The 22,022-nt window shown below is 39.6% G+C and carries 14 protein-coding genes and 2 pseudogenes; 11 read left to right on the top strand and 5 right to left on the bottom strand.

Annotated features, from left to right (window positions below):
- The 5 genes and pseudogenes from E4O00_RS01155 to cfpA form a co-directional block, all read right to left on the bottom strand.
- Window positions 1-2,172, bottom strand: a complete 2,172-nt coding sequence (locus E4O00_RS01155) for a DUF4954 family protein (protein ID WP_253678176.1) — start codon at window positions 2,170-2,172, stop codon at window positions 1-3.
- A gap of 20 nt (window positions 2,173-2,192) precedes the next feature.
- A complete protein-coding gene (locus tag E4O00_RS01150) occupies window positions 2,193-2,870 on the bottom strand; it encodes a TIGR00266 family protein (protein WP_253678174.1) in 678 nt (225 codons plus the stop codon).
- A gap of 57 nt (window positions 2,871-2,927) precedes the next feature.
- Window positions 2,928-5,742, bottom strand: a pseudogene (locus E4O00_RS01145) (putative PEP-binding protein).
- A 10-nt stretch (window positions 5,743-5,752) separates the two neighbouring features.
- Window positions 5,753-6,781 carry a hypothetical protein gene (locus E4O00_RS01140; RefSeq protein ID WP_253678172.1) on the bottom strand — a complete coding sequence of 343 codons (1,029 nt, stop codon included), beginning with the start codon at window positions 6,779-6,781 and terminating at the stop codon, window positions 5,753-5,755.
- An 86-nt stretch (window positions 6,782-6,867) separates the two neighbouring features.
- Entirely contained in the window at window positions 6,868-8,913 is a 2,046-nt protein-coding gene (cfpA, locus tag E4O00_RS01135; RefSeq protein ID WP_253678170.1) for a cytoplasmic filament protein CfpA, read from the bottom strand.
- A 167-nt stretch (window positions 8,914-9,080) separates the two neighbouring features.
- Here cfpA and E4O00_RS01130 point away from each other — a divergent pair, with 167 nt between their 5' ends.
- From E4O00_RS01130 to mnmG, 11 genes and pseudogenes are all read left to right on the top strand, one after another.
- Entirely contained in the window at window positions 9,081-9,737 is a 657-nt protein-coding gene (locus tag E4O00_RS01130) for a vWA domain-containing protein (RefSeq protein ID WP_253678169.1), read from the top strand.
- A gap of 38 nt (window positions 9,738-9,775) precedes the next feature.
- Window positions 9,776-11,254, top strand: a complete 1,479-nt coding sequence (locus tag E4O00_RS01125; RefSeq protein ID WP_253678167.1) for a pallilysin-related adhesin — start codon at window positions 9,776-9,778, stop codon at window positions 11,252-11,254.
- Between the two features lie 75 nt (window positions 11,255-11,329).
- The gene (locus E4O00_RS01120) at window positions 11,330-12,016 is read left to right on the top strand and encodes a rhodanese-like domain-containing protein (protein WP_253678166.1); all 687 of its coding nucleotides are present in this window, start codon (window positions 11,330-11,332) and stop codon (window positions 12,014-12,016) included.
- Between the two features lie 62 nt (window positions 12,017-12,078).
- Window positions 12,079-13,512, top strand: coding sequence for an electron transport complex subunit RsxC (gene rsxC, locus E4O00_RS01115; RefSeq protein ID WP_253678164.1), 1,434 nt, complete (start codon window positions 12,079-12,081; stop codon window positions 13,510-13,512).
- Window positions 13,512-14,528: an RnfABCDGE type electron transport complex subunit D gene (locus E4O00_RS01110; RefSeq protein ID WP_253678162.1), complete on the top strand. Its 1,017-nt coding sequence runs from the start codon at window positions 13,512-13,514 to the stop codon at window positions 14,526-14,528. The genes rsxC and E4O00_RS01110 overlap by 1 nt, the downstream gene beginning before the upstream one ends.
- Window positions 14,525-15,094, top strand: coding sequence for an RnfABCDGE type electron transport complex subunit G (locus tag E4O00_RS01105; RefSeq protein ID WP_253678160.1), 570 nt, complete (start codon window positions 14,525-14,527; stop codon window positions 15,092-15,094). The genes E4O00_RS01110 and E4O00_RS01105 overlap by 4 nt, the downstream gene beginning before the upstream one ends.
- Window positions 15,095-15,754 (top strand): electron transport complex subunit RsxE, encoded by a 660-nt coding sequence (gene rsxE / locus E4O00_RS01100; RefSeq protein WP_253678159.1) that lies wholly within the window; start codon window positions 15,095-15,097, stop codon window positions 15,752-15,754.
- Window positions 15,755-15,758: 4 nt separating this feature from the next.
- Window positions 15,759-16,332, top strand: a pseudogene (locus tag E4O00_RS01095) (electron transport complex protein RnfA).
- Between the two features lie 195 nt (window positions 16,333-16,527).
- Complete coding sequence (locus tag E4O00_RS01090) at window positions 16,528-18,552, top strand: lipoprotein 17-related variable surface protein (RefSeq protein ID WP_253678157.1); 2,025 nt, start codon at window positions 16,528-16,530, stop codon at window positions 18,550-18,552.
- Between the two features lie 80 nt (window positions 18,553-18,632).
- Window positions 18,633-19,925, top strand: a complete 1,293-nt coding sequence (locus tag E4O00_RS01085; protein ID WP_253678155.1) for a M18 family aminopeptidase — start codon at window positions 18,633-18,635, stop codon at window positions 19,923-19,925.
- Window positions 19,926-19,955: 30 nt separating this feature from the next.
- On the top strand, window positions 19,956-21,842 hold the full coding sequence (gene mnmG / locus E4O00_RS01080; RefSeq protein ID WP_253678148.1) for a tRNA uridine-5-carboxymethylaminomethyl(34) synthesis enzyme MnmG: 1,887 nt from the start codon (window positions 19,956-19,958) through the stop codon (window positions 21,840-21,842).
- Window positions 21,843-22,022: the final 180 nt, after the last annotated feature.

Raw genomic sequence — 22,022 nt, 5'->3', positions numbered from 1 at the left:
TTAAGCCTTACATTTTTCAAAAAGGCTCAGATAATACTCCGTGTCTTTTTTTGATTCAATAATTAGGGCATTATCTTCAACAGTTCCCAAAACAGCCTTTCTTTCTTCAGCATTTCGGTATGTTATATCCCTAAAATGATTATTATAATCCTTATTCTTTGTGTAGAATATTTGTTCTTCAATATATTTTCTTATTGCAGCAGCTTTATCTAAGAGAGTATTCCAAAGGATTCTATCTAAACTATTTACCTTCATAATTTTACATAGAACAGCATAAGCATTTTCCGCCTTATCACGGCAATAAGCATCATGGGCTTCATCATAGGATTTGTGGATATCCTGCCATGTATTAAGGTTACCGGCCTTTATATCTTCTTTAATCGAGTCGAGTTTTTTTTCGGGGATTAGCTGCCCCCCAATGTTCACCCAATTAAAATCAAATTCTTCCTGAATCTTAAAGTCCTCAATATTTGTTTTAGCTTTTTCTAAATCTTTATCAAAATATTCGGCAAAGGTTGTAACTCCGTACCATATAAGCATATCCCGATAGGCCTCATAAGATTCGATAGCCTTGATGATTTTTACAGTGCGTTTGGATCTTTCAATATTCTCGCCTTTTACAAAAAGTTTTTTTGCTTCTTCTTTTTTTTCTTTAAGAATTTCATCTATACTTAAAGGAGGTTTTCCGGCTGCAATCCAAGCGGCAGTTATCCATTTTTCAAGAAGAGAGCGGGCATTTAAAATTTCGGCAACAGTGTCGGGGGCAAGATAGTTAGTTTCAATGTGCTGAGTTTTTGTTATCCTTTTATCCCTTTTTAAAAATTTTTTATTATTGCGTTCGATGGCGTACATATTGTACATCCAATAATATGCCGGCATAATTTCAAGTCTGTCTTCATGTGCATCATTTAAAACTAAACTAAACGGAAAAGGAATATCAAGTTCGGCTGGATAATTAGCCTTTGCCAAAATAACAAAGGAAGCAAATCGGCTGTTATGTTTTAGGGTTGTAGACAACCCCGGCCAAAATCCTCGGCCTGCGATAATCTCGCCGTCATTTCCTCTTGTGTTATGATTGGAACCGACAGTCGCTCCTGCAGCCATATTGGACTGTCCCTGAATCATAGCGGCAACCAAAAAAGAATTATTGTGATGCTGTTCGTGATAAGGGAAGATAAGAGCATTTAGAACCTCGCAGCATGAAATTGTAGAGTTATCTCCGACAATCGAATGTATCAGTCTTGTTCCGTATTTAAGTTCACAGTTATTGCCGATTACAAAGCGGACAGCCTTTACCCCATAAAATACTCTTGAACCAAGACCTATTATACCGTTTACAAGCTCTACGCCCTCCCCTATCTGAGAGGGTTCTTCGGCCGTCGATTTTACGGTCAAGTTTTTAAGTTTATTTGCTCCTTTAACGTATACTGAAGAACCGAAATTAACATCTTTTATAATGCGGCAGCTTTTTATTGCAGAATCGGAACCGACCTCACCGTAATAACCTCTGCTAGAGTCTTTAGAATTTTGGGTTATTTCTTCAAACCTTTTTATGAGCTTTGTTTCATCCCTGTACCTTGCCCATAAAAATGCATCAGCCGTAATCATATCATAAAACGGATAAACCTCTCTTCCGCCGGCCTCATTGAGAGTGTCTATAGTTACACGGACCTTTTCGTTTTCACCGTCTTTTACAAGACCTTCGCCGAATTTTGAGTGATTGGTTGTACACATCTCATCAATCCGGCTCAAAATAACTCTGTCGCCTATTATATAATGGGAAAGGTAGGCACAATAGTGAATTGCACAGTTTTCGCCTATATCGCAGGCAATAATCTTGCTGTTTGTTATGCCTACCGGGACCGTAAAATCGTGGTATTTTAAATAGAAATTTTGGATTGACCCGATTCGGACTAAACCGGCAAATAAACTGTTCGTTATCAAATCGGTATCAAAAGGATCTTCTACAAGAACCTTTGTCCAGTCGGTGCTGGAATTTCCGTTTTTGATCAGGCGTTCTATTTCATCCGAATTTAATCTGCGGTAATTATGTTCGCTTTTATTTGTCTGTTTAAACCTGAGATAATATTCGTCTTTACCGGCCGGTAAATAATTATCATAAATAAAGTCATAGCCGAAATCTTCCGATTTTACGATCTGCATTTTCGCCATAAAATTCTCCAATTAAGTTTTTAGGACTTTGTTCCTGCAAAGAAAGGACTTAAAATTTGTGCAACGGCATAGATCGGCATGGTCTGAATAATGATTTTTCCCGGGCCTGTAACCTTAGTATTAAACAAGCCTTCTCCGCCGAAAAGCATATTTTTAACTCCCTTTATCATCTGAATCTCCATAGAACAGGTATCTTCCATAGCTGCAAGATAGCCTGTATCCAGAATCATAGACTGTCCGGGAGCTAATGTATACTCCACTGCGGATCCGTCAATCTCGATAAATGCAGTTCCATTTCCTGAAAGCCTTTGCATAATAAAACCTTCTCCGCCGAAAAATCCTGCTCCTAATTTTTTTTGAAAATGAATTGAAAGCTCGACTCCTTCTGTCGAAGCCAAAAAGGCTGATTTTTGAACGATTAAAGAAGAGTTTGAGTTTATCTCAAAAGCTCTAATTGTACCGGGAAACCTTGATGCAAAAGAAATTTCGCCTTCAGAATCTGCCGTATACTTATTTAAAAATAAGCTCTCACCGGAAAACATTCTTCCCAAGACCTTTCCTAAACCGCCTGCAGATGTTGCCATAGAAATGCCTGAACTCATCCAAGCCATTCCGCCGGACTGACTTACCATTGTTTCACCGGCTCTAAGTTTACATATTACAGCCGGAAAAGATTCTCCTACTATTTTATATTCCATATATAACTCCTAAAGATAAAATGAATTTAAAACGGCTCCAAAAGGAGCCGTATAAAATTATTTAGATTTTTTTGTGCCTGAAGCTTTTTTTGAAGCAGCCTTTTTTTTAGCCTCTACGGGCTTTTTTTCGGCCGTTGCTTTTTTAGCAGGGGCCGCCTTTTTTCCGGCAGATTTAGTTTTTGCCGAAGAAACCTTCCGTATGGTAATAGCCTTAGGCTCAAGTTTTATTCCGGCCTTTTCAGCATTTTCAAGCTCAACCTGTGCAATAGAAAGCAGGGCAATCGGTACGGAATAAGATGAACATGAAACGTAGTTTAATCCCGCTTCCATACAGAAGCGTACGTTTTCGGGACGGGCTCCGTGTTCTCCGCAAAGACCTAGGTGCAAATCAGGGCGGGTAAGTTTTCCGCGCTGAATAGCTATTTCGATTAAGTCCCTTACACGGCTGTCAAGCACTGCAAACGGGTTTCCGTCGATAAGGTCATACATGGTGTAGTCGGGCATAAAGCTGTTAAAGTCATCCCTCGAAAGACCCAAGGTAGTCTGAGTCAGGTCATTTGTTCCGAAAGAGAAGAACTCTGCATATTTTGCAATCTCGTCGGCACTGAGGGCTGAAGCAGGAAGCTCAATCATTGTTCCGACCTTATATTCAAGGTCTCCGCCCTTTACGGCTGCCTTTACCTCATCGGCAATAGAAGCTATACCGGCATAGGCATGACCTTCTATCTTTTTGCCGTAAATGATTTGCTTAAGCTCTCTAAAGTTCATGATAAGAGGAATCATAATTTCGGGGCGTACATCAACATTTTCTTTTTTAAGCTTGTATGCAGCTTCAAAAATAGCCCTTATCTGCATAGCATAAATTTCGGGATAGGTAATTGCAATTCGGCAGCCTCTGTGTCCAAGCATGGGGTTGATTTCGGAAAGTTTTTCAATTTTCGCAGCCAATTCTTTTTTGCTTACCTTTTTCTTTTGAGCTGTCAAGTACTTTACAAAGGCATCAAGCTCAACATCATTATGAGGCAGGAATTCGTGCAAGGGAGCATCCAACAAGCGGATAGTAACCTCTTTACCGTCCATAGCCTTAAAGATACCGTAGAAATCTTCCGTTTGTACTTTTTGAAGTTTATCAAGCACCTTTTTTCTTTCAGCTTCGCTTGGAGCTAAAATCATTTCTCGGAAAGCATTTATTCTCTTCTCATTAAAGAACATATGTTCGGTTCGGCAAAGACCTATACCTTCAGCACCGAAGTCCAAGGCAAGCTGTGCATCACGGGGACTGTCGGCATTGGCTCTTACATGGAAGCTGGATAAGAAGCCCTTTGCAAGGCTTATAAAATCCAAAAGGCCTGAGGTTTCGGGATCCGGCTCAATGAGCTTAGCCTCACCGAAATAAACAGTAGAGTCGCCGTAATAAGGAACATTTAGAGTAATATAGTCGCCTTCGTTGATTGTAACACCCTCAATCACGGCTTTTTTTCCGCTTATCTTCATATCGGGGCGTACCAAAGATATTTTACCGTACTGCCGGGCAACAACTGAAGCGTGTGCAGAATAGCCGCCTTCATTCGATATAACGCCTGTAGAAACTTCAATACCCTTTACATCCCCTGCGTAGGTTGCAGGCATACAGAGAATACATCTTGTATCCATGCCCTGAAGCTTGGCAGCCCTCTGAGCTTCGATAAGGGAGTCGGCCGTAAAGTAGACCCTTCCTACGGCAGCACCGGGAGCTCCCGCAATACCGCCCTTTGAAGACTTCATCCCCTTTGTACTCATAATATCGATTACGGGGTGCAAAATCTCGTTTAACTGACCGGGCTTAACGGCACGGACAACATATTCGGCATCTACAATCTTTCTGTTGTATAAGTCAAGCAAGATTTGAACCATTGAGATTGTGCTCTTAGCCTCAACGGATTTTTTGCTCGATAAGCCAGAGTCTTCCGGCTTCGATAGTAAAGCGGATATTTCGTATATCCTTTGTATAATCTTCAAGCTGCCATGCAATCTGCTGGAGGTGCTTTAGGTATTCGGGCTTTATGGAGTTAATATCCTTGCCTTCAGCATTTACCTCATTGAATTTTTCGGCAAAGAACTGACCCTGCAATTTTTTCTCGCCGTTTACAATATTGCGGCTGAAAAAAGAACCGGAATATGAATCCTTGCCGTAGTTGCCGTAAACCATGGGCTGAATCAAAAGAGCAACATCATGATCGGTATCTTCTTCAAGGGTTAAAAGACGGCCGATAAGGCGGATAGATTCTTCAAGCTGAACCTTATAATCATCAAAGAAATGATCCGGTAAAAACTTAGCGTACCTGTCCATGATGGCACAAGGTTTAACACTCATCTTACCTGAGCTCATAGAAGCCTTAATTTCCTGTAAGGCTTTTTCCAAATCTGCAACTTTCTTTTCGTTTTTTTCCAATTCTTCTATTTTAAGGACAACGGTTAAAATACCGTTAAGCAAAAACAGAACTTCGTTTGCAGCAAAATCCTCACCTACATTTTCTTGGAAGCCTATTACCGTATCCTTGGTAAGACCGAAGTTATGAAGGGTGGGATAGCTTGTAATAAGCATATTGGGCGAAATAACCAATTTTAAAAGCATTGGCGATTCATCATCTCCGTATGTTTTCTTTACTTCTGCACCGAATTTGCTTAAATAGGGAGCTATTTCGGAGTATATATTTGCATCCCCTATATCCTGTACAACCGAAGCATCGATTATGATACCAGGCAAAATGGGGAGCTTTAGCTCTGCAAACTCATTTGCCTGTCTTCCTCTAATACCCAATAAGTTTTTGTCAACTTTTTTGCCTACTGTTTCTTTACTGTTAAAAAAATGTATATTATTAGCTATTTTCACTTTTTACTCCTTAAAATAGATTTAAAACCGTATCAGGCGAGCCGCGCAAAAAAGCTTCAAACATGGGACTGGCACCCTGCCTAAAATATTTTGATAACTTTGAAAGGTCATTAAGCTCCTGTGCAGAAACGGCAAATTGGATGGAGCTTCCGTGTTTAACCTTTCCCCATTTAAATAAGGTATTTATATCTACAATACGCTCTCCGTCATAATATATCATAACTTCGGCATCTTGATATTTTGCAGTATAACTTCGTATAATCCTCTTCCATGCTTCAACATTTCCGTTATGGAATAGCTCGTTTGAAACAGGAACTGAAAGAAGCTGAGACATTTTTTTTGGACCTGTCGAAATGGCAGAAGGGCGTTCCAAATGAGACGGAACGGAACTAGCCTGTACTTTTGCAGCAGGAGCGGATGGAGCCTGAACTTTTTTACCGGGCCTTTTTGCAGCAGCTTTTTTCACTTTTACGGGAGCAGCCTTTTTAGGCTCAACATATATAAACGGGCCTGATTTTACTGATGCAGGCACCGAGCAGGCTTTCTTTTCAAATAGTTTATGGATGGCAGAAATAACGGAATCGGCCAGAGCTGCATCAACAGCACCCCTATCCTGTTTTCCGACAAAAATGAGCAAAAGCTCATTCTTTCTAAACCCTTGAATAACTTGGGCTGCAGCAGGGTTTTTAGGGTTTATAACGATAAAACCCAAATCGGGATGATCATATCCCAAAACAATATCGACACCTGTCCACTTAGCTGCCTCAGCAACAAAGGCTGATGCGTCATCCAATATAAACTTCAAATTTTCAGATACAACTTTATAATTCCATTTATCAAGAAGAGAAACAGAAAGGATGGATCTAACCTGTTCGGGCTTGATCGTCTGTTCTCTTATCATCATATTTATCCTGTCCGCAATGTTTTCCTTGGGATCGCAATCCTCTAAAATTTCTATAACAGACTGAATATGTTTAACCGAAACATTAAAATCAGTCTTTTTGGCAAGCGGAACAAAAAAATTAGTCATGTTAACCATAATTACTCCTTTTTTAAGCGAAAGCCCCCGAAACGGGGTTGTTCCAGGGGCTTAATTTTTAATCAGTTAAGCTCTAAAATTACAAATTAAATTTCTTTAATTCCAGACTTAGCCTTTCGTCGGCCTCGTCCTGCATCAACAGAGCCTGTTTTTGCTGACTTAACAGCACCCTTTTTGGGTCCTCGGCGTTTTGCAGGAGCACTTACGGCCTCGGCTGCGGGAGCTTCAAGGGCAGGAGTGCTGTTCAGCATATCGATAAACTGAGAGCGGCCTGCAACCTCACCTGCCTTAGGATCATCCTCGGCACCGGCAAAGCTCTGTGCGATATCGGCTCGAACTGTGGATCGTCTGCGGCTGAACGAAGCAAATGCTGCGTCGGCAAAGCCCTTTGATACACCGTGCAAGAATTCGTTAAGCACGTTGGCCATTCCGTCCAAGGTTGCCTTCTTTCTCTTGATAGATGTGATGTCGATATCAAGCAAGAGTCCCGGCTGTAGGTGGAAGGGGTTGATTAAATAATCGAATTTGTTGAATTCGGCTTCTAAGAACGAAAGTCTGTCTTCAATAACGCGTCTTTCGATAGGATACTGATAATCATATAGATCCTTCATTCTCTTGCGCATGATGATAAGCTTCTTGCGGAGCTTTTCTTTTTCGTAGACATAGGTTCTGTTCATTTTTTCAACTTCAGTTTCGGGAGCCTTAACAAAGGAGATTTCATCCCAAACCTTAGCTGTGTCTTCATATACGGGTTCACCTGACTGATCCTTGTACTTTCGTTTAATGAATTTCTTGTATCTGTTTGCCAAATCATCAAAGTCTGTGAGCTTTGTCATAAACTTGGATTTGTCGTAAGTGGCTCTTACTACATCCCACAAGTGCTGAATTTCTGTTTCGAAAGAGCTCATCATTACTTCATAAGCCTGTCTTTCTGCAATTAATTGAGCATTGTCATAGTACTTGAGTCTGATCTGATATCTTTCATCAGGAAGATTAGCGATATCTGTGTCATCATATTCACGCAAAATAAGTTCACGGGCATTCTTCAAGTTTTCAATGTACTGATATCCCATCTTTGAAGTATCAAGGATTGAGGTAATCGAGTTGATGGCTGTGTTGAATCCGCGGTTTCTGATGTTTTCAAGGTCGATAATCTTTTTGATATTTTCCCTGATATTAAGCTGATCAAATGTTTCGGGATCGATTTCAGCTCTCAAGTTGTTAATTCTTTCCATAAGCTGCTTGGATACTACATCATATCTCTTGCTCTTGGGATTTTCAACATCATCATCCGTAATACCGGGAACCTTTTCGATCTTTGTAAATACGATTTCGCCGTCCGATAGCTCATCCAAGCCCTGGTCGATTCTCTGATCTTTAACTTTTTCGATTTCCTTATCGATAGCATCCATATAATGATTCGACAAGAGATCCTTGATAAGATATTCAACAGTTGCCTGATACTGGAAGATCGGGCTGATTAACTCGGAATCAAGAATGTTTACTGAAAGTTTTACATCAGTTACAGTCTTAGGCTTGTAAAGGCTGTCCTTAAATGCACATTTTACGATTGAGTAGGCATTTTCACCTCGAACGAAGGCACCTACGTCCGTTTTTTGTCTTAACAATGAGTTTGTCAAGGTTTCCAAATCGTTAACACCGCGCTGTACATGTCCCTGTAAGTGTCCGTACATATTTACAATCGATTTTTCGATTTCGCCTGTGTTAAACTTATCGGCTCCGCCGACTGCATCAAGAAGGGTAGCGATTTCTTTCGGAGTATAGCGGTCTAAAACCTTCATTTCTTCCCGATCGATAAATCCGCGAACCTTTTTGAGCATTTCATCTTCAGCCGTTACCATGTATCGGTTGAACATGTTCTGGTAGTTCTGGTTAAAGTAGTTATACAATTTTTCCTTAACACCGCCCATAACGTCTAATCTTTCAAGAACCTCTTTGGGAAGTTTTGTGGTCAAATGGTGTAACACTTTATTTGTTTCTTCTTCAATCAGCTGATTTACTTCTTTCTGCTGATCACGATAGTCTTGAGCCAATGAGTTTCTTGAACCGACAGCACTGGGCTTTTCGGGATGGAACACATTAGGGCTCTGCGGTAGATCTAAATTTGCCATTCTTATCTCTCCTTAGTCTTAGCAATTTTGTTACATTACAATATACATCACTATTATATAATTATAAACATATTTTGCAGAATGTAAAGAGTTTTTATTTAAAGTTGATGATTTTTTTATGAATATGTTATATAATACTGTATATAAGTGATTAAAAAGGAGTATTTATGAAAATTAAAAAGCTTATTTTTATATTTTTACTTTTAACGGGAGTTTTATTTAACTTAAATGCAGGTGAAAGAACGATGCCTGTCGATATGATTATTATGATTGATAAGTCCTTATCTATGCAGGATCCCGGAAAATTTGACAGTCTTAAGCAGTGGGTTCTTGATGAACTTATAGGAGAAATTATTATCAATGGAGATTGGATAAGCCTCTATCAGTTTTATGAAAGTCCGGAACATTTGGTTTCGATTGATGTAAAAGGCAAGGAAGATACAGACAAGATTATACAAACGGTAAGTAAAATTCGTCCTAACGGAAGATTTACTGATGTAGGAAAAGCTCTTGATAAAATACAGGAAGCAATAACCGAAAGAGGCGAAAACGGAAGGTATAAGGTTCTTTTTATGCTCACCGATCTTGAACAAGATGCTCCTTTAACTTCAAAATACCGCGGTAAACAAAAAAAGTTTTCAAGCCCCTATTTAGTGGAATCAAGAATTATCAAGCACGACAACTGGTATGAAATTACTGTTGATATGGGACTTCAAGAAAGAGTAGTTAAAAACAGCAAGGCTCTTTTTTCCGATTTATTAAACAATGACGGCAAAGAAAGACTCCGTTCAGATGAAAACACAGTCTTAATAAAAAAAAGATAATCCGTAACCATAATCAAGAATAAGGATTTTAACAAAGTATGTTCAAAAAAATAGTGTATATTATTGCAGCTCTTATTATTTTGATTGTATTAAGCTCTTTAATTTATTTAAAGTTTATACATTCAAATAAAAAAGAGGAAGAAAAGATTGTAACGCAAACGATAATTCCCATAGTTTCTTCACAAATAGATAATCAAGATAAAAAAAACGAAAATGATTCTCCAAATACAGATACAAAAATATTTTTGGAACTATTAAATGACGAAGCCTTTGTTGATGCTATTTCGGATGATTTAAATGAAGACGGTGTAGAAGACCAAATTATTGCCGTAAAAAAACTATTAGATCCTTTTTTATATCTGCTTATTTCAATTCAAAACCCGATAACTCAAAAATGGGATAGGGTTGAAGAAATACGGACAACAATCACACAGCCTAAGTCTCTTACATTCTACATTATGAATTTGACTGAAGATCCTAAATCCCTTATTTATTCCGGAATGACATCGGACAATAGGCAGGTCTTATCAATCCAAACCATTACAAAAAATAATAACGGAAGTGTTCAGCTTGCTCAAATAGCCGATTTACATGCGGATATGCAGATTCAGATTAAGGAAATTGAAACTCAAGAAGAAACCGTATCAAGCCTATCTTCATATAGGGTATACACTTACAACTCCGATCCTTCGGCACCGAATACTTTAAACCAAATTGAAACAGAATATACATGGAACGCTAAAACAAAAAAATATGAAGAAGGCCTACAAAAAACAATACCGGGCGAAAAAATAGAGGTTCAGCTTTTACGAAAACTTCAAAGCGGAAACATGGAATCCTTTATCGACTTTTTATCGGGATTGTGGTTCCAAGAGGAGGGAAATAAAGAAACCGGCAGAAGTGTTTATTTTGACAAAAACGACAGTCATATTATTTTTAACTTGGATAATGTTGAAGAAATATATGAAATAAAAACTACTCTTCCGCGAAGATACGGTTTATTTTTTACAACAAACAATAAATCAATTCCGAATATTATAAGACGAGTCGAAATAGAAATAAAAGGACTTGATGAAATACAGGTACGGGTAATAGAAGATGTTTTAAGAATTAAATTCGGAACAGCATCCCTTTGGAACGGAAACTACAAAAAAAACACCAATTTACTTTTAAATAATACAGCCCAAAGAGAAAATAATGCGGAAAAAACAAAAAAAAATTTATCTAAATCTTCAAATCAATGGAAATCGATAAACAATACCTTTTTAGAACTTTCAGGTAATTTATATATGTTTACCCGCTCTGAAGATATTGAAAAAGGTTATTTTAATCTTCTTGAAATCAATGACAAGATAATAATACAAATGAAGCCCGAAAAAGGTACAAATAAATTTTATATGCTTGAATTAAGTGAAAAGAAAAATGTACAGCGGATGGTTTGGACAAAAATTAAGTTAAGCATAAATGATGCAACACCTACGGGAGATGAACCAATAATATTTGAAAGAGAAATGTAAGAACAAACCTTTTGACACTAAGTTTAAAAGTCATTATAATAAACTCGGATTATTTAAGTTTTGGGAGATTAAATTATGAAGATAAAATTTTTTCTTTTTATTGTTTTAATTATAAATATATCGCTAATTTCATGCGGTATAGAAGTAGAAGTTGAGGATGTTAAGGGCTCAAGACTTGAATATTTAAATTCCGATTCCAACAAAGATTCTATTTTGGTAATAGATGTAAGAACATATGATCAATATAAAAAAGGACATATTGTACATTCCATAAACATTCCGGTAAACGAAATCAAATACCGTTTAAAAGAAATAGAAGATTGGAAAAATAAGCCTATCTACATATATTCCGAAACCAATGATGAAAGCTTTAAAGCAGCCCAAATCTTGGTCGAGAATAGGTTTACCCAAATTTACAATGCTGACGGAATCAACCAGTACAATTACAACACCATTAATTATACCTCTGTAAGGGGCGTAGTGTTTGAAAAAATGCTAAAAGATCCTAATGTTTTAATACTGGACTGTAGAAATAAGTCATCATATGATGTAGGACATATAGAAGGAGCCTTATTGTTCCCCATGGCCGAAATAGAAAGTAATCTAAATAAAATACCCGATAAGAATAAAAAGCTGCTTTTATATTGTAATTTAGGTACAGCATCATCAAGAACAGCCCAAGAGTTGTCAGAATTGGGTTACACCGAAATTTATAACTCGATTGACGGAGTTTCAGAATATCCTTTTAAGCTTGTAAAATAAACAAAAACTAAAATTAATGTTATCCTCTTGAAAGTTTCATTACTTATGTATAAAATGGCAGTATGGGTATAAAATCATTTAAAGGCGGAGTACATCCGCCCGAGCGAAAGGCGGTCTTACCGAGCGAAAGCGTTATCGAGGTATTACCGTCAAATAAGTCAGTTTGGATTCCTGTTACGCAGGGAGGAATGCCTAATACTCCTCTTGTAAAGGTTGGAGATCAAGTAGCACGCGGACAAAAGATAGCAGAAACAGATAAATTTATGTCTGCACCCGTTCATTCTTCCGTTTCAGGAAAGGTAAAAAAAATTGAACCGCATCTGGTAACCGGCAATACGGAAAATCTTTGTTTTTTAATCGAGATAGATGAAGAAAACAGGGAAGAATTTATGCCGCCCCTGGATCCTTTTACATGTACAAAGGAAGAAGCTCTTCAAAGGGTTAGAGATGCAGGAATTACCGGTATGGGAGGAGCCTCATTTCCTACTCATGTAAAGCTAAGCCCTCCGCCTAATGCAAAAATCGACTATGTAATTGCAAACGGAGCCGAATGCGAGCCCTACCTTTGCACGGATGCCGCCGCAATCTATACCGATTCGGACGGAATTGTAGACGGCCTAGCCATAACGATGCGTATAGTGGGTGCAAAACAAGGAATTATAGCCCTTGAAGACAATAAAAAAGACCTTGTTCCCATATTGGAAAAGGCTATCGCTAAAATAAAATCAAATCCGATTGCGGCAGGAGCTTACGACATAAGCGTTCAGCTTTGTAAGACAAAATATCCTCAGGGAGGAGAAAAAACTCTTACGGATGCCGTTGTTAATAGAGAAATCCCCTCAGGAGGTCTTCCTTTCCAAATAGGCTGCGTTATTCAAAACGTAGGAACCTTAAAAGCAATTTCAGAAGCCTTCCGTTTGGGTAAACCCCTTATCGACAGGGCCTTAACAATAGGCGGCGGAGCTTGCGAAAAGCCCTTAAACCTAATAGCACCCATAGGAACCTGCGTCGGAGACCTAATCCCCGATGTAGTTTCCCTTAAGCCGGGAGTCGTAAAAATAGTTTCAGGCGGCCCGATGATGGGCTTTGCCATGAAAAACGCCGATTTCCCCATTCAAAAGAATACCTCTGGTGTACTATTTTTAACAAGGGAAGAGGTTTCCTTGGAAGAAGAAAGCCCCTGTATAGGCTGCGGTAAGTGCATTGACGTATGCAGCTGCCGCCTTTCGCCGGTTTTAATCATAAGGGCCTTAAATGCAGGAAACACGGAAGAAGCTATACGCTGCGGCCTACTAGACTGCGTTGAATGCGGAACCTGTGCTTACACCTGCCCTGCCCGCATCAAACTTGTTCAAAGATTTAAGGTCGGCAAGCAGATAGCCAGAGAAGAAAAGCAAAAAAAAGAAGCTAAGGCAGCCGCAAAGGCCGCTGCAGAAGCAGAAAAACAGGCTGCAGAAAAGCAAGCCGCCCAAACAACAGAAGAAGGAGGCAAATAATGGCAGAATCGGATAAAAACGAAATATTTATGTCTCCGGCTCCGCATGTTGTAACACCGGTTAAGACACAAACATTAATGCTGGATGTAATCATCGCCCTCTTACCCCTTACAGCCTACGGTATCTACCTTTTTTCGATACCTGCGTTAATTAGAATTATAGTTGCAGTTCTTTGCTGCGTAGGTTTTGAAACTTTTTTTAGACTTATGTGCAATCTTGATGTGAGAGTAAAGGATCTTTCGGCCGTAATAACAGGCCTTTTACTGGTTCTTGTAATTCCGCCCAATCTTCCTATATGGATGCTTATTTTAGGCTGCTTTTTTGCAGTAGTTGTAGGTAAGGAATTTTTCGGAGGCCTTGGAGCTAATGTATTTAATCCGGCTTTGGTAGGAAGAGCCTTTATGTTTGCAAGCTTTTCGGGAGCGATGACCAGCTGGATCCAGCCGGGGAATTCTTTCTTTGATGCAATGAGTACTGCAACGCCTTTAAAGCTAATAAATGCAAAAGAAGGTATTGCAATGAGTGCTTCCGAAATAGCAAAAACCTTAAATTTAAGCTCAAGCACAGACCTTTATACCCGGCTTATTTTGGGAAACCATGCAGGCTGTATAGGCGAAACGAGTATTTTGTTAATCCTTTTAGGCTTTGCATACCTCCTCTTTAAAAAGGTTATTGACTGGAGAACCCCGGTAACTATGATGGCAACAGCCGTTGCAATTACTGCGATAGGCGGAATCGACCCGATTTTAACTCTTACATCGGGAGGTTTAGCCTTCGGAGCAGTCTTTATGGCAACCGATTATGTAACAAGCCCTGTAACACCCAAGGGTAAGCTCCTTTTCGGTGCAGGCTGCGGTCTTATAACAGGCCTTATCCGATTATTCTCAGGTATGCCTGAAGGCGTTATGTACAGTATTCTTATAATGAATGCCGTAGTGCCGTTTTTAAACAAACTTATACCCGTAAAATACGGCTATGTAAAACCGCCTAAAAAGAACAAGGAGGCTGCAAAATGAAACAGATGATAAAATTGGCTGTAACTCTTGCAGTTTATGCAGTTGTAGCGTGTTTGGCCCTTGCGGCAGTTTACAGCTTTACGGCTCCGCGGATTGCAGAAGTAAAGGCAGAAAAAACAAACAGGGCTCTAAAGGCCGTTTTTCCTGAAGCTGAAGACTTTAAGGAGATAAGTGAAGAGATTCCTGAAGGCTTAAATAAGACCAAATTTTTAAATGCATATACAGCAATAAAAGACGGCAAAACAATAGGTCTTACCGTAACCGCTAAGGGTCCCACATATGCGAGTGCAACCATATTGATAGCCGTAGACCTAAACAAAAAAATACGCAAGATAGAATTCCTTGAGCTTACCGACACTCCCAGCTTAGGAAGTAAGGCTGCGGAAGAACCATTCGCAGGACAGTTTAATGGGAAAGCCCTGGATTCGCCTTTTGAAGTTAAGAACGATATAAATGCAATCGGAGGAGCTACAATAACATCAAAGGGTGTTGCTGCCATCGTAAAAGATGCCTCCGTTACGGCAACAGAATATATGACCAAAAATAACTTGGGGGAGGGGAAATAAATGAATAATTTAAATATTTTCACAAACGGAATTATAAAAAGCAACCCTCTTTTGGTGTTGATGATAGGTCTTTGTTCAGCCCTTGCCGTTACTACCAATGTTTTAAACGGCCTCGGAATGGGACTTGCAATGACATTTGTTATCGTTATGAGCGAGTTAATTATAAGTATTTTTAGAAAATTAATTCCTCAGGACATAAGAATTCCGGTTTTCATTATCGTAATCGCCTCTTTTACAACAATTGTAGACCTTTTGATGCAGGCCTACACTCCTGCTCTTTCGGATGCAATGGGCCTTTTTATTAAGCTCATCGTTGTAAACTGCATTATCATGGGCCGAGTCGAGTCCTTTGCTTCAAAAGAAAGCCCCGGAAAATCAGTTTTGGATGCTCTGGGAATGGGTGTCGGCTATACGATAGTTTTGGTGCTTATTTCGGCTGTGAGAGAAATTTTAGGTTCGGGAGCCTTGGCAGGAAATGTCTTTATCCCCGAAGCCTATCATATCCGCTTTTTTGCAAATGCACCCGGAGGCTTTTTTGTATTCGGTATTATGATTTCGATAAACCTCTTTGCAAAAATGCTTTTAGAAAGACCTAAGAAAAAGATTCAAAGCTCGCCCGCTCCTAAAGCCGAGCCGGAAAACCAAAAAGAGGAGGAGTAAAAAAATGCCCGAAGCACTTAGTATTTTTCTTTCTGCAATCCTTGTAAAAAACGTAGTTTTAATGCGCTTTTTAGCCCTTTGTCCCTTTATAGGAATGTCATCCGACGTAAAAAAAATCTGTAGGCATGGGCTGGGCTGTACTCTTCGTTACCCTTTTGGCTACAGCAGTAACCTATCCCATATACAATTATGTCTTGATAGGAAACCTCGAATTCCTTCAAACCCTTATATTTATCTTGGTAATTGCAAGTTTGGTTCAGCTGGTAGAATTCTACCTAAAAAAAGCAGCACCGGCTCTTTACAGCTCGATGGGGGTATACTTGGCCCTTATTACTACAAACTGTGCAATCCTTGCAGTTACAATCGACGCAATAGATGAAGGCTACACCTTTGTACAGGCCCTCATTCATGCTGCAGGTTCGGCCTTCGGCTTTATGATTTCGCTCTTGCTTTTAGCAGGATTAAGACAGAGAATAGACAATGCCCCTGTTCCGAAATTCTTAAAAGGAACCCCCATTCTCTTTATCGCCGCAGCCCTTCTATCCATGGCCTTTGAAGGCTTTGCAGGACTGATCTAAACCGTCAAAGCTTAAATTTTAAACTCGAGTGCCGAGGTGCAAAGTAGAATTTGCACCTCGGCATTTTTAATTACTTGATCATCCTCATTCAATTTCCCCATAAAAAGTAACCTTTTCTCCGCATAAATTGTTATATTTGTTATCTTGTAGTGTATTTTTTTGCCGAATATCTTAATTGTATTTAGGAGCTGCCGTATGAAAAAAGTAATAAAAGTAATAACTTTGATAATTTTAACAGCCTTTTTGATTTTAACTAATTGTGATCATAAAACGGTTTCCAAAAAAGAAGATATAAATGAGGAGCTAAAAAAAGTTATACTTGAAGTACGGGAAAAAGAAAAGATAACGGCGGGAGAACTAAGACAAGATGACATAAGGGCTTACGGCTTTAATGCAAATATTTATGCCGTACATTATGAAAAAATCGAAGCCGACAGCAATAAACAAGAAGCTCTTATTACGGTATCATTAAAAAAAGCAGGAACGGAATCGGTATCGAAGGTTTTTACCATAGGCGGATTTAAGATTGCAGAACAGCACATGAGTAATCTTGAACTTATCAATATTGAAGCAGATAAGGTTGTTTTACAAATTCCAAATATTGAAAACATCACATTCGATGAACTTACAACAGACAAGGTTATTGCATCAGGACATAAAAAAGATTATACAATCGAATACAGTGCAAAAAAATATGACCCTCAAACAAAAGAAGCCGAAATAAGTTTTTATCTGGAAAAGGATAATCTGCGGTCTAAAATTACCACATTTAAATTAAGCGGCTTTAAAGAAGCCGTTTTACCGGAAGGCTCTGCAGATATAAAAGAAGGAGATCTTTTTGCAGCCCTTTCTTTAACCGAAACTAAGATTACCGCCTCAGCTGCCGCAAAAAAAATTAAAGCAGCTTCAAATAAAACTATAGGCGATTTTATTTTTGAAGAAAATACAATCCTTAACTATGACGATAAAAAGGGAATCTTTACTATTTATATAAAGGGAACATACCAAGAAAAACCTTTCAGCAAAAAAATGAGAATAAGCGGCTTTTATCATCCCTATATAAATCAGCCGGAATCCGTTTATAAAAAAAATCCCGATTTTACAATCGCCATTGAAGAGAATCTTTTGATCGAAGACTATATTAAAAAAGCAAATGCAGATATTGAAAATTTTTTTAAAGAAGGTTTATCTTTTATGCTTCATAAAGGAAACAGACTGGTAAACGAGATAATAGTTTTAGGCGAACATGATTCGTACAGCATGACAGCCGAACTCGAAAAGATAGATAGCACTACTTTAAAAATTATACCTATTTTTAATATAAAATATAAATTTAAAAACGATGTATCGGAAACTGAAAAAGAAGAAATAGAAACTTTCAGTCTGGCCAGATTTTTAAATCCCATAAAATATTTTACAGAAAAAGAAGTTTACGATCACATATTAAGCCGATTAAACAATCCTGAAGCCTTTATAAAAATAAACCCTCGGCGTTTTGCTTCCGAATTTTATGCAAAGGCCATGGTGATGAATATTACCCCCGGAGACTTATTTAATGAATCGGCAATAGAAAAATACCGTAAAGTGTATACCGAAAATTCGCCTAAAGCTTATTTAAATTTTCCGGATCTTCATATTGCTCTTTACAATATCCGCAACGGCGGCATTGAACCTGATGATTATGCCGGCAGCTTAACGCTAAGCTATTATGTAGCCTCAAGCGATTTAATAAGTGATCCGGATCAGACGAATTTTGCCTTAAACAGAAAAACATTAAAAGTCACAGGTTTTAGAAAGGCCGATGAAGAAACAATAAAAGACTTATTTTCATTTGTTGTTATAAGAGGTCAGGATAAAAAAGGAGCTCCCGGAACTCTTGAATCTTGGAGAAGAAAAAACATTCCCGAAAATACCTATCTTCTTAGACAAGGTAATGGAATTCAACAGGGCGACTGGTATATGCTCTCAAGTGAAACATTAAACCGTGGAAACTCAAGCGGTTTCTATATGGCATTAAACGGTGTTGAAGATTTAACGGAACACTTAGCAAACATAGAAAAATTCTTTTTATCGGTTGGCCGAAGCGGAGAATTGGTTCTCATTACAAACATTTCTTTAAAAAAACCGGCTAAAAGTGACTACCTTGATATTACCATGCATTTTATGGGGAACGGGGATCCTATTACCTTAACCACAAATCCCTATATTCCTAGGAATTAGGTTAAAATTTAAGTACGATATTGCCTTGAATTATATATTTTGATATAATCCTCAATATATTAGAAATAAGGAGCTATAATATGAAAAAAGCAGAAGCATTGATGAAATTCATCGACAAGAGCCCCTCGGTTTACCATGCAATAAAAAATGCAGGTGAATTTTTAGAAGCAAAGGGATTTGTTCATTTAAACAGAGAAGATACCTTTGAGCTAAAGCCTCAAGGAAGATATTTTGTAACAACTAACGGAAGTGCCCTAATAGCATGGCAAATGCCCAAGTCAGGAAATGCAGAAAACGGTTTTAGGATTGTAGGAAGCCACAGCGATTCTCCCACATTCCGAATAAAGCCGAACCCTGAAATTAAGGTAAACAATCACTACTTAAAACTCAACACCGAAGGCTACGGAGGAGTTATAGTTTCAACATGGTTTGACAGGCCCCTTTCCGCAGCTGGAAGGGTTGTAATAAAAACGGACGATCTTTTAAAGCCCGAAGTTAAGCTTATCAATTTCGATAAAAACCTTTTGACAATTCCGAGCCTCGCCATTCATATGAATAGGGAGGTAAACGACGGCTATAAATTCAATAAGCAAAAGGATACCCTCCCCCTCATCACATTGCTAAACGAAAAGCTTGAAGAAAAGGGCTTTTTGATGAACCTTATCGCCGAAGAAGCCGGCGTAACTGTAGATAAAATTTTGGACTTTGACCTCTACCTTTACGACAGGCAGCCCGGCTGCTTTGTAGGAGCAAACAACGAGTTCTTCTCGGTAGGAAGAATCGACAACCTCGGAATGGCCTGTGCATCCATCGATGCCCTAGGCGATGCCCTTCCTTCAAATTTTGTTCAGGTTGCAGCCATCTTCGATAACGAAGAGGTAGGCTCAAGGACAGCTCAGGGAGCAGGCAGCCCCTTCCTCCACGACACATTGCAAAGAATAATAGTTGCAACCTCAAAGGGAAATGCTTTTGAAGAATTGCAAAAGGCCTTGGCTAAGTCATTTTTAATCTCTGCGGATCAGGCCCATGCCCTTCATCCCAACTACACCGAGAAAAACGATATTACAAACTTCCCCCTGATGAATAAGGGCCCGGCCGTTAAAGTAGCAGCTTCTATGAGCTACACAACAGACGGAATATCGGGCGGAATCTTTAAAGATATCTGTGCAAGGGCAGGAGTTCCCTGTCAAAACTATGTAAACCGATCCGACATTGTAGGAGGCTCGACCATAGGCCCGATTTCTCTTTCTAACCTTAACATAAAGAGCGTAGATATCGGAAACCCCATCCTCGGTATGCATTCCGTGCGCGAACTTGGAGGCACCGAAGATCAAGAATACATTACAAATGCCTTTGCAGAGTTTTATAAATAGAGTTTTTAAAAATAAGAGATGTACAAGTAAATGTATAGATTTTCCGATTATGATGTAATCGTTGTAGGAGCAGGACACGCAGGCATTGAGGCCGCATTAGCTTCCGCCAGAATAGGGGAAGCTACCCTGCTCATTACCCAAACCCTTGACAGTGCAGGCCGCCTTTCATGCAATCCATCGATAGGCGGCATCTCCAAGGGGAATATAGTCCGCGAGATTGATGCCCTTGGCGGCGAAATGGGAAAGCTAGCCGATGCCTCGATGATTCAGTACAGGCTTTTAAACAAGAGCCGGGGCCCTGCAGTTCAGGCACCGCGAGTTCAAGCCGATAAATTCCTCTATTCTCAACTTGCAAAGCACGCGATTGAGCTTGAAAAGAACCTCCATGTTTTTCAGGACACCGTTATCGACATAGTTTCTTCAAACACAAATGAGGCGGGCTATGTAGAAAGGGGGAGCGTTCAGTGTGTAAGGACAGAAAGAGGAAGGGAGTTTTCAGGTAAGGCTGTAGTCCTTGCTACAGGCACCTTTATGGAAGGGAAGATTTACATAGGCGAGTACGAATCCCCTGACGGAAGGCTCGGAGAAAGGGCAGCCCTCGGCCTCGGCCCAGCCTTGACAAAAAAAGGTTTTACCGTCGGGAGACTTAAAACGGGAACGCCCATGCGTATTCTCCGCCGCTCCTTTGACCCTTCCCTTACCGAAGAACAGGATGCCGATGAGATTATGCGGCCATTTTCTTTTGCAAATGCCGAAATCCACAGACCCTATGCCAAGTGCTACATCACCCACACAAACAGCGAAACTCACGATATAATAAGGGAGAACCTTCACAGGGCAGCCCTTTTTTCAGGGCGAATAACGGGTACTGGAGCCCGATACTGCCCTTCCATCGAAGATAAGATTAAAAAATTCCCCGAACGCGACCGCCACCATGTCTACATAGAACCGGAGGGCCTAAACACGGAAGAGCTTTATATAAACGGGCTTTCTTCTTCCCTCCCTGAAGATGTGCAAGACAGGATGATAAGAACCATTCCCTGCTTTAAGGACGTAATAATTACGCGCCCTGCCTATGCCGTAGACTATGCCTATGTTTCGCCCATTCAGCTTTCATCGGACCTTCAAACCCGCCGTATCGAAGGCCTTTTTTTGGCAGGGCAGATTAACGGAACCTCAGGCTATGAAGAGGCCGGAGGACAGGGCATTATAGCCGGAATAAACGCGGCCCTTTTTTCGCGTTCTCTAAAATTTAAGGATGAAAAATATGTTCCCTTTGTGTTAAAGAGGGATGAAGCCTATATAGGCGTTATGATAGATGACCTTGTAACCCAAGGTGTGGATGAACCTTACCGGATGTTTACCGCCCGAGCGGAGTACAGGCTTAACCTCAGGCACGACACAGCCGATGAAAGGCTCACCGAAAAGGCCTACCAAATAGGCCTTCAAACCAAGGAAGCCTCTAACCGTCTAAAGGAAAAACTTTTAAAGAGAGAAAAAATAATCTCCATCTGGCAGGATATAAAAATTACTAGGGAGCTTGTATCGGAGCACCCTGAGCTTAAAAACCATATAGGAAAGAGTCTTGCCGATGCCCTCCATGACCCTCAAGTGTCCCTTGAATGTATCAGTGAAATAGATAAGAGCTCTCATACTTACAGTGCAGAACTTTTAGAATCGGCCGAGCTTGAAATAAGGTACGAGCACTACATAGCCGTTCAAAACAGGAAGATAGCCAAGGTTAAGCGTATGGAAAACACCAAGATTCCTCCCGATTTTGACTATGACGCAATCTCAGGCCTTTCTACCGAATCAAGAAGCCGACTAAAAGAAGTCCGCCCCGAAACAATAGGGCAAGCAAGCAGAATTAGAGGAATTAGGCCTTCGGATATAATGCTGCTGTCTATACTCTTGTAAATATGCGGGCCATCTTCTGCGTTACTTCACAAAAAACAGTCCTCGACGTGCAAAAACTGATTAAAAACCGCAGCGGACATACTGTTCGCCCGTGCTGCAAATAGTTAAGTTAGAAAACAAATGGAAAAGCTGGATATAGGGTTAATTAAAAAGATAACTGGGCTTTCCGAATCAGAAATA

Origin of the sequence: Treponema sp. OMZ 788 (assembly GCF_024181245.1) — a bacterium.
In the GTDB taxonomy this organism is placed as follows: domain Bacteria; phylum Spirochaetota; class Spirochaetia; order Treponematales; family Treponemataceae; genus Treponema_B.
The sequence above is the reverse complement of the archived record's forward strand: the minus strand, read 5'-3'. Positions and strand labels throughout refer to the sequence as shown.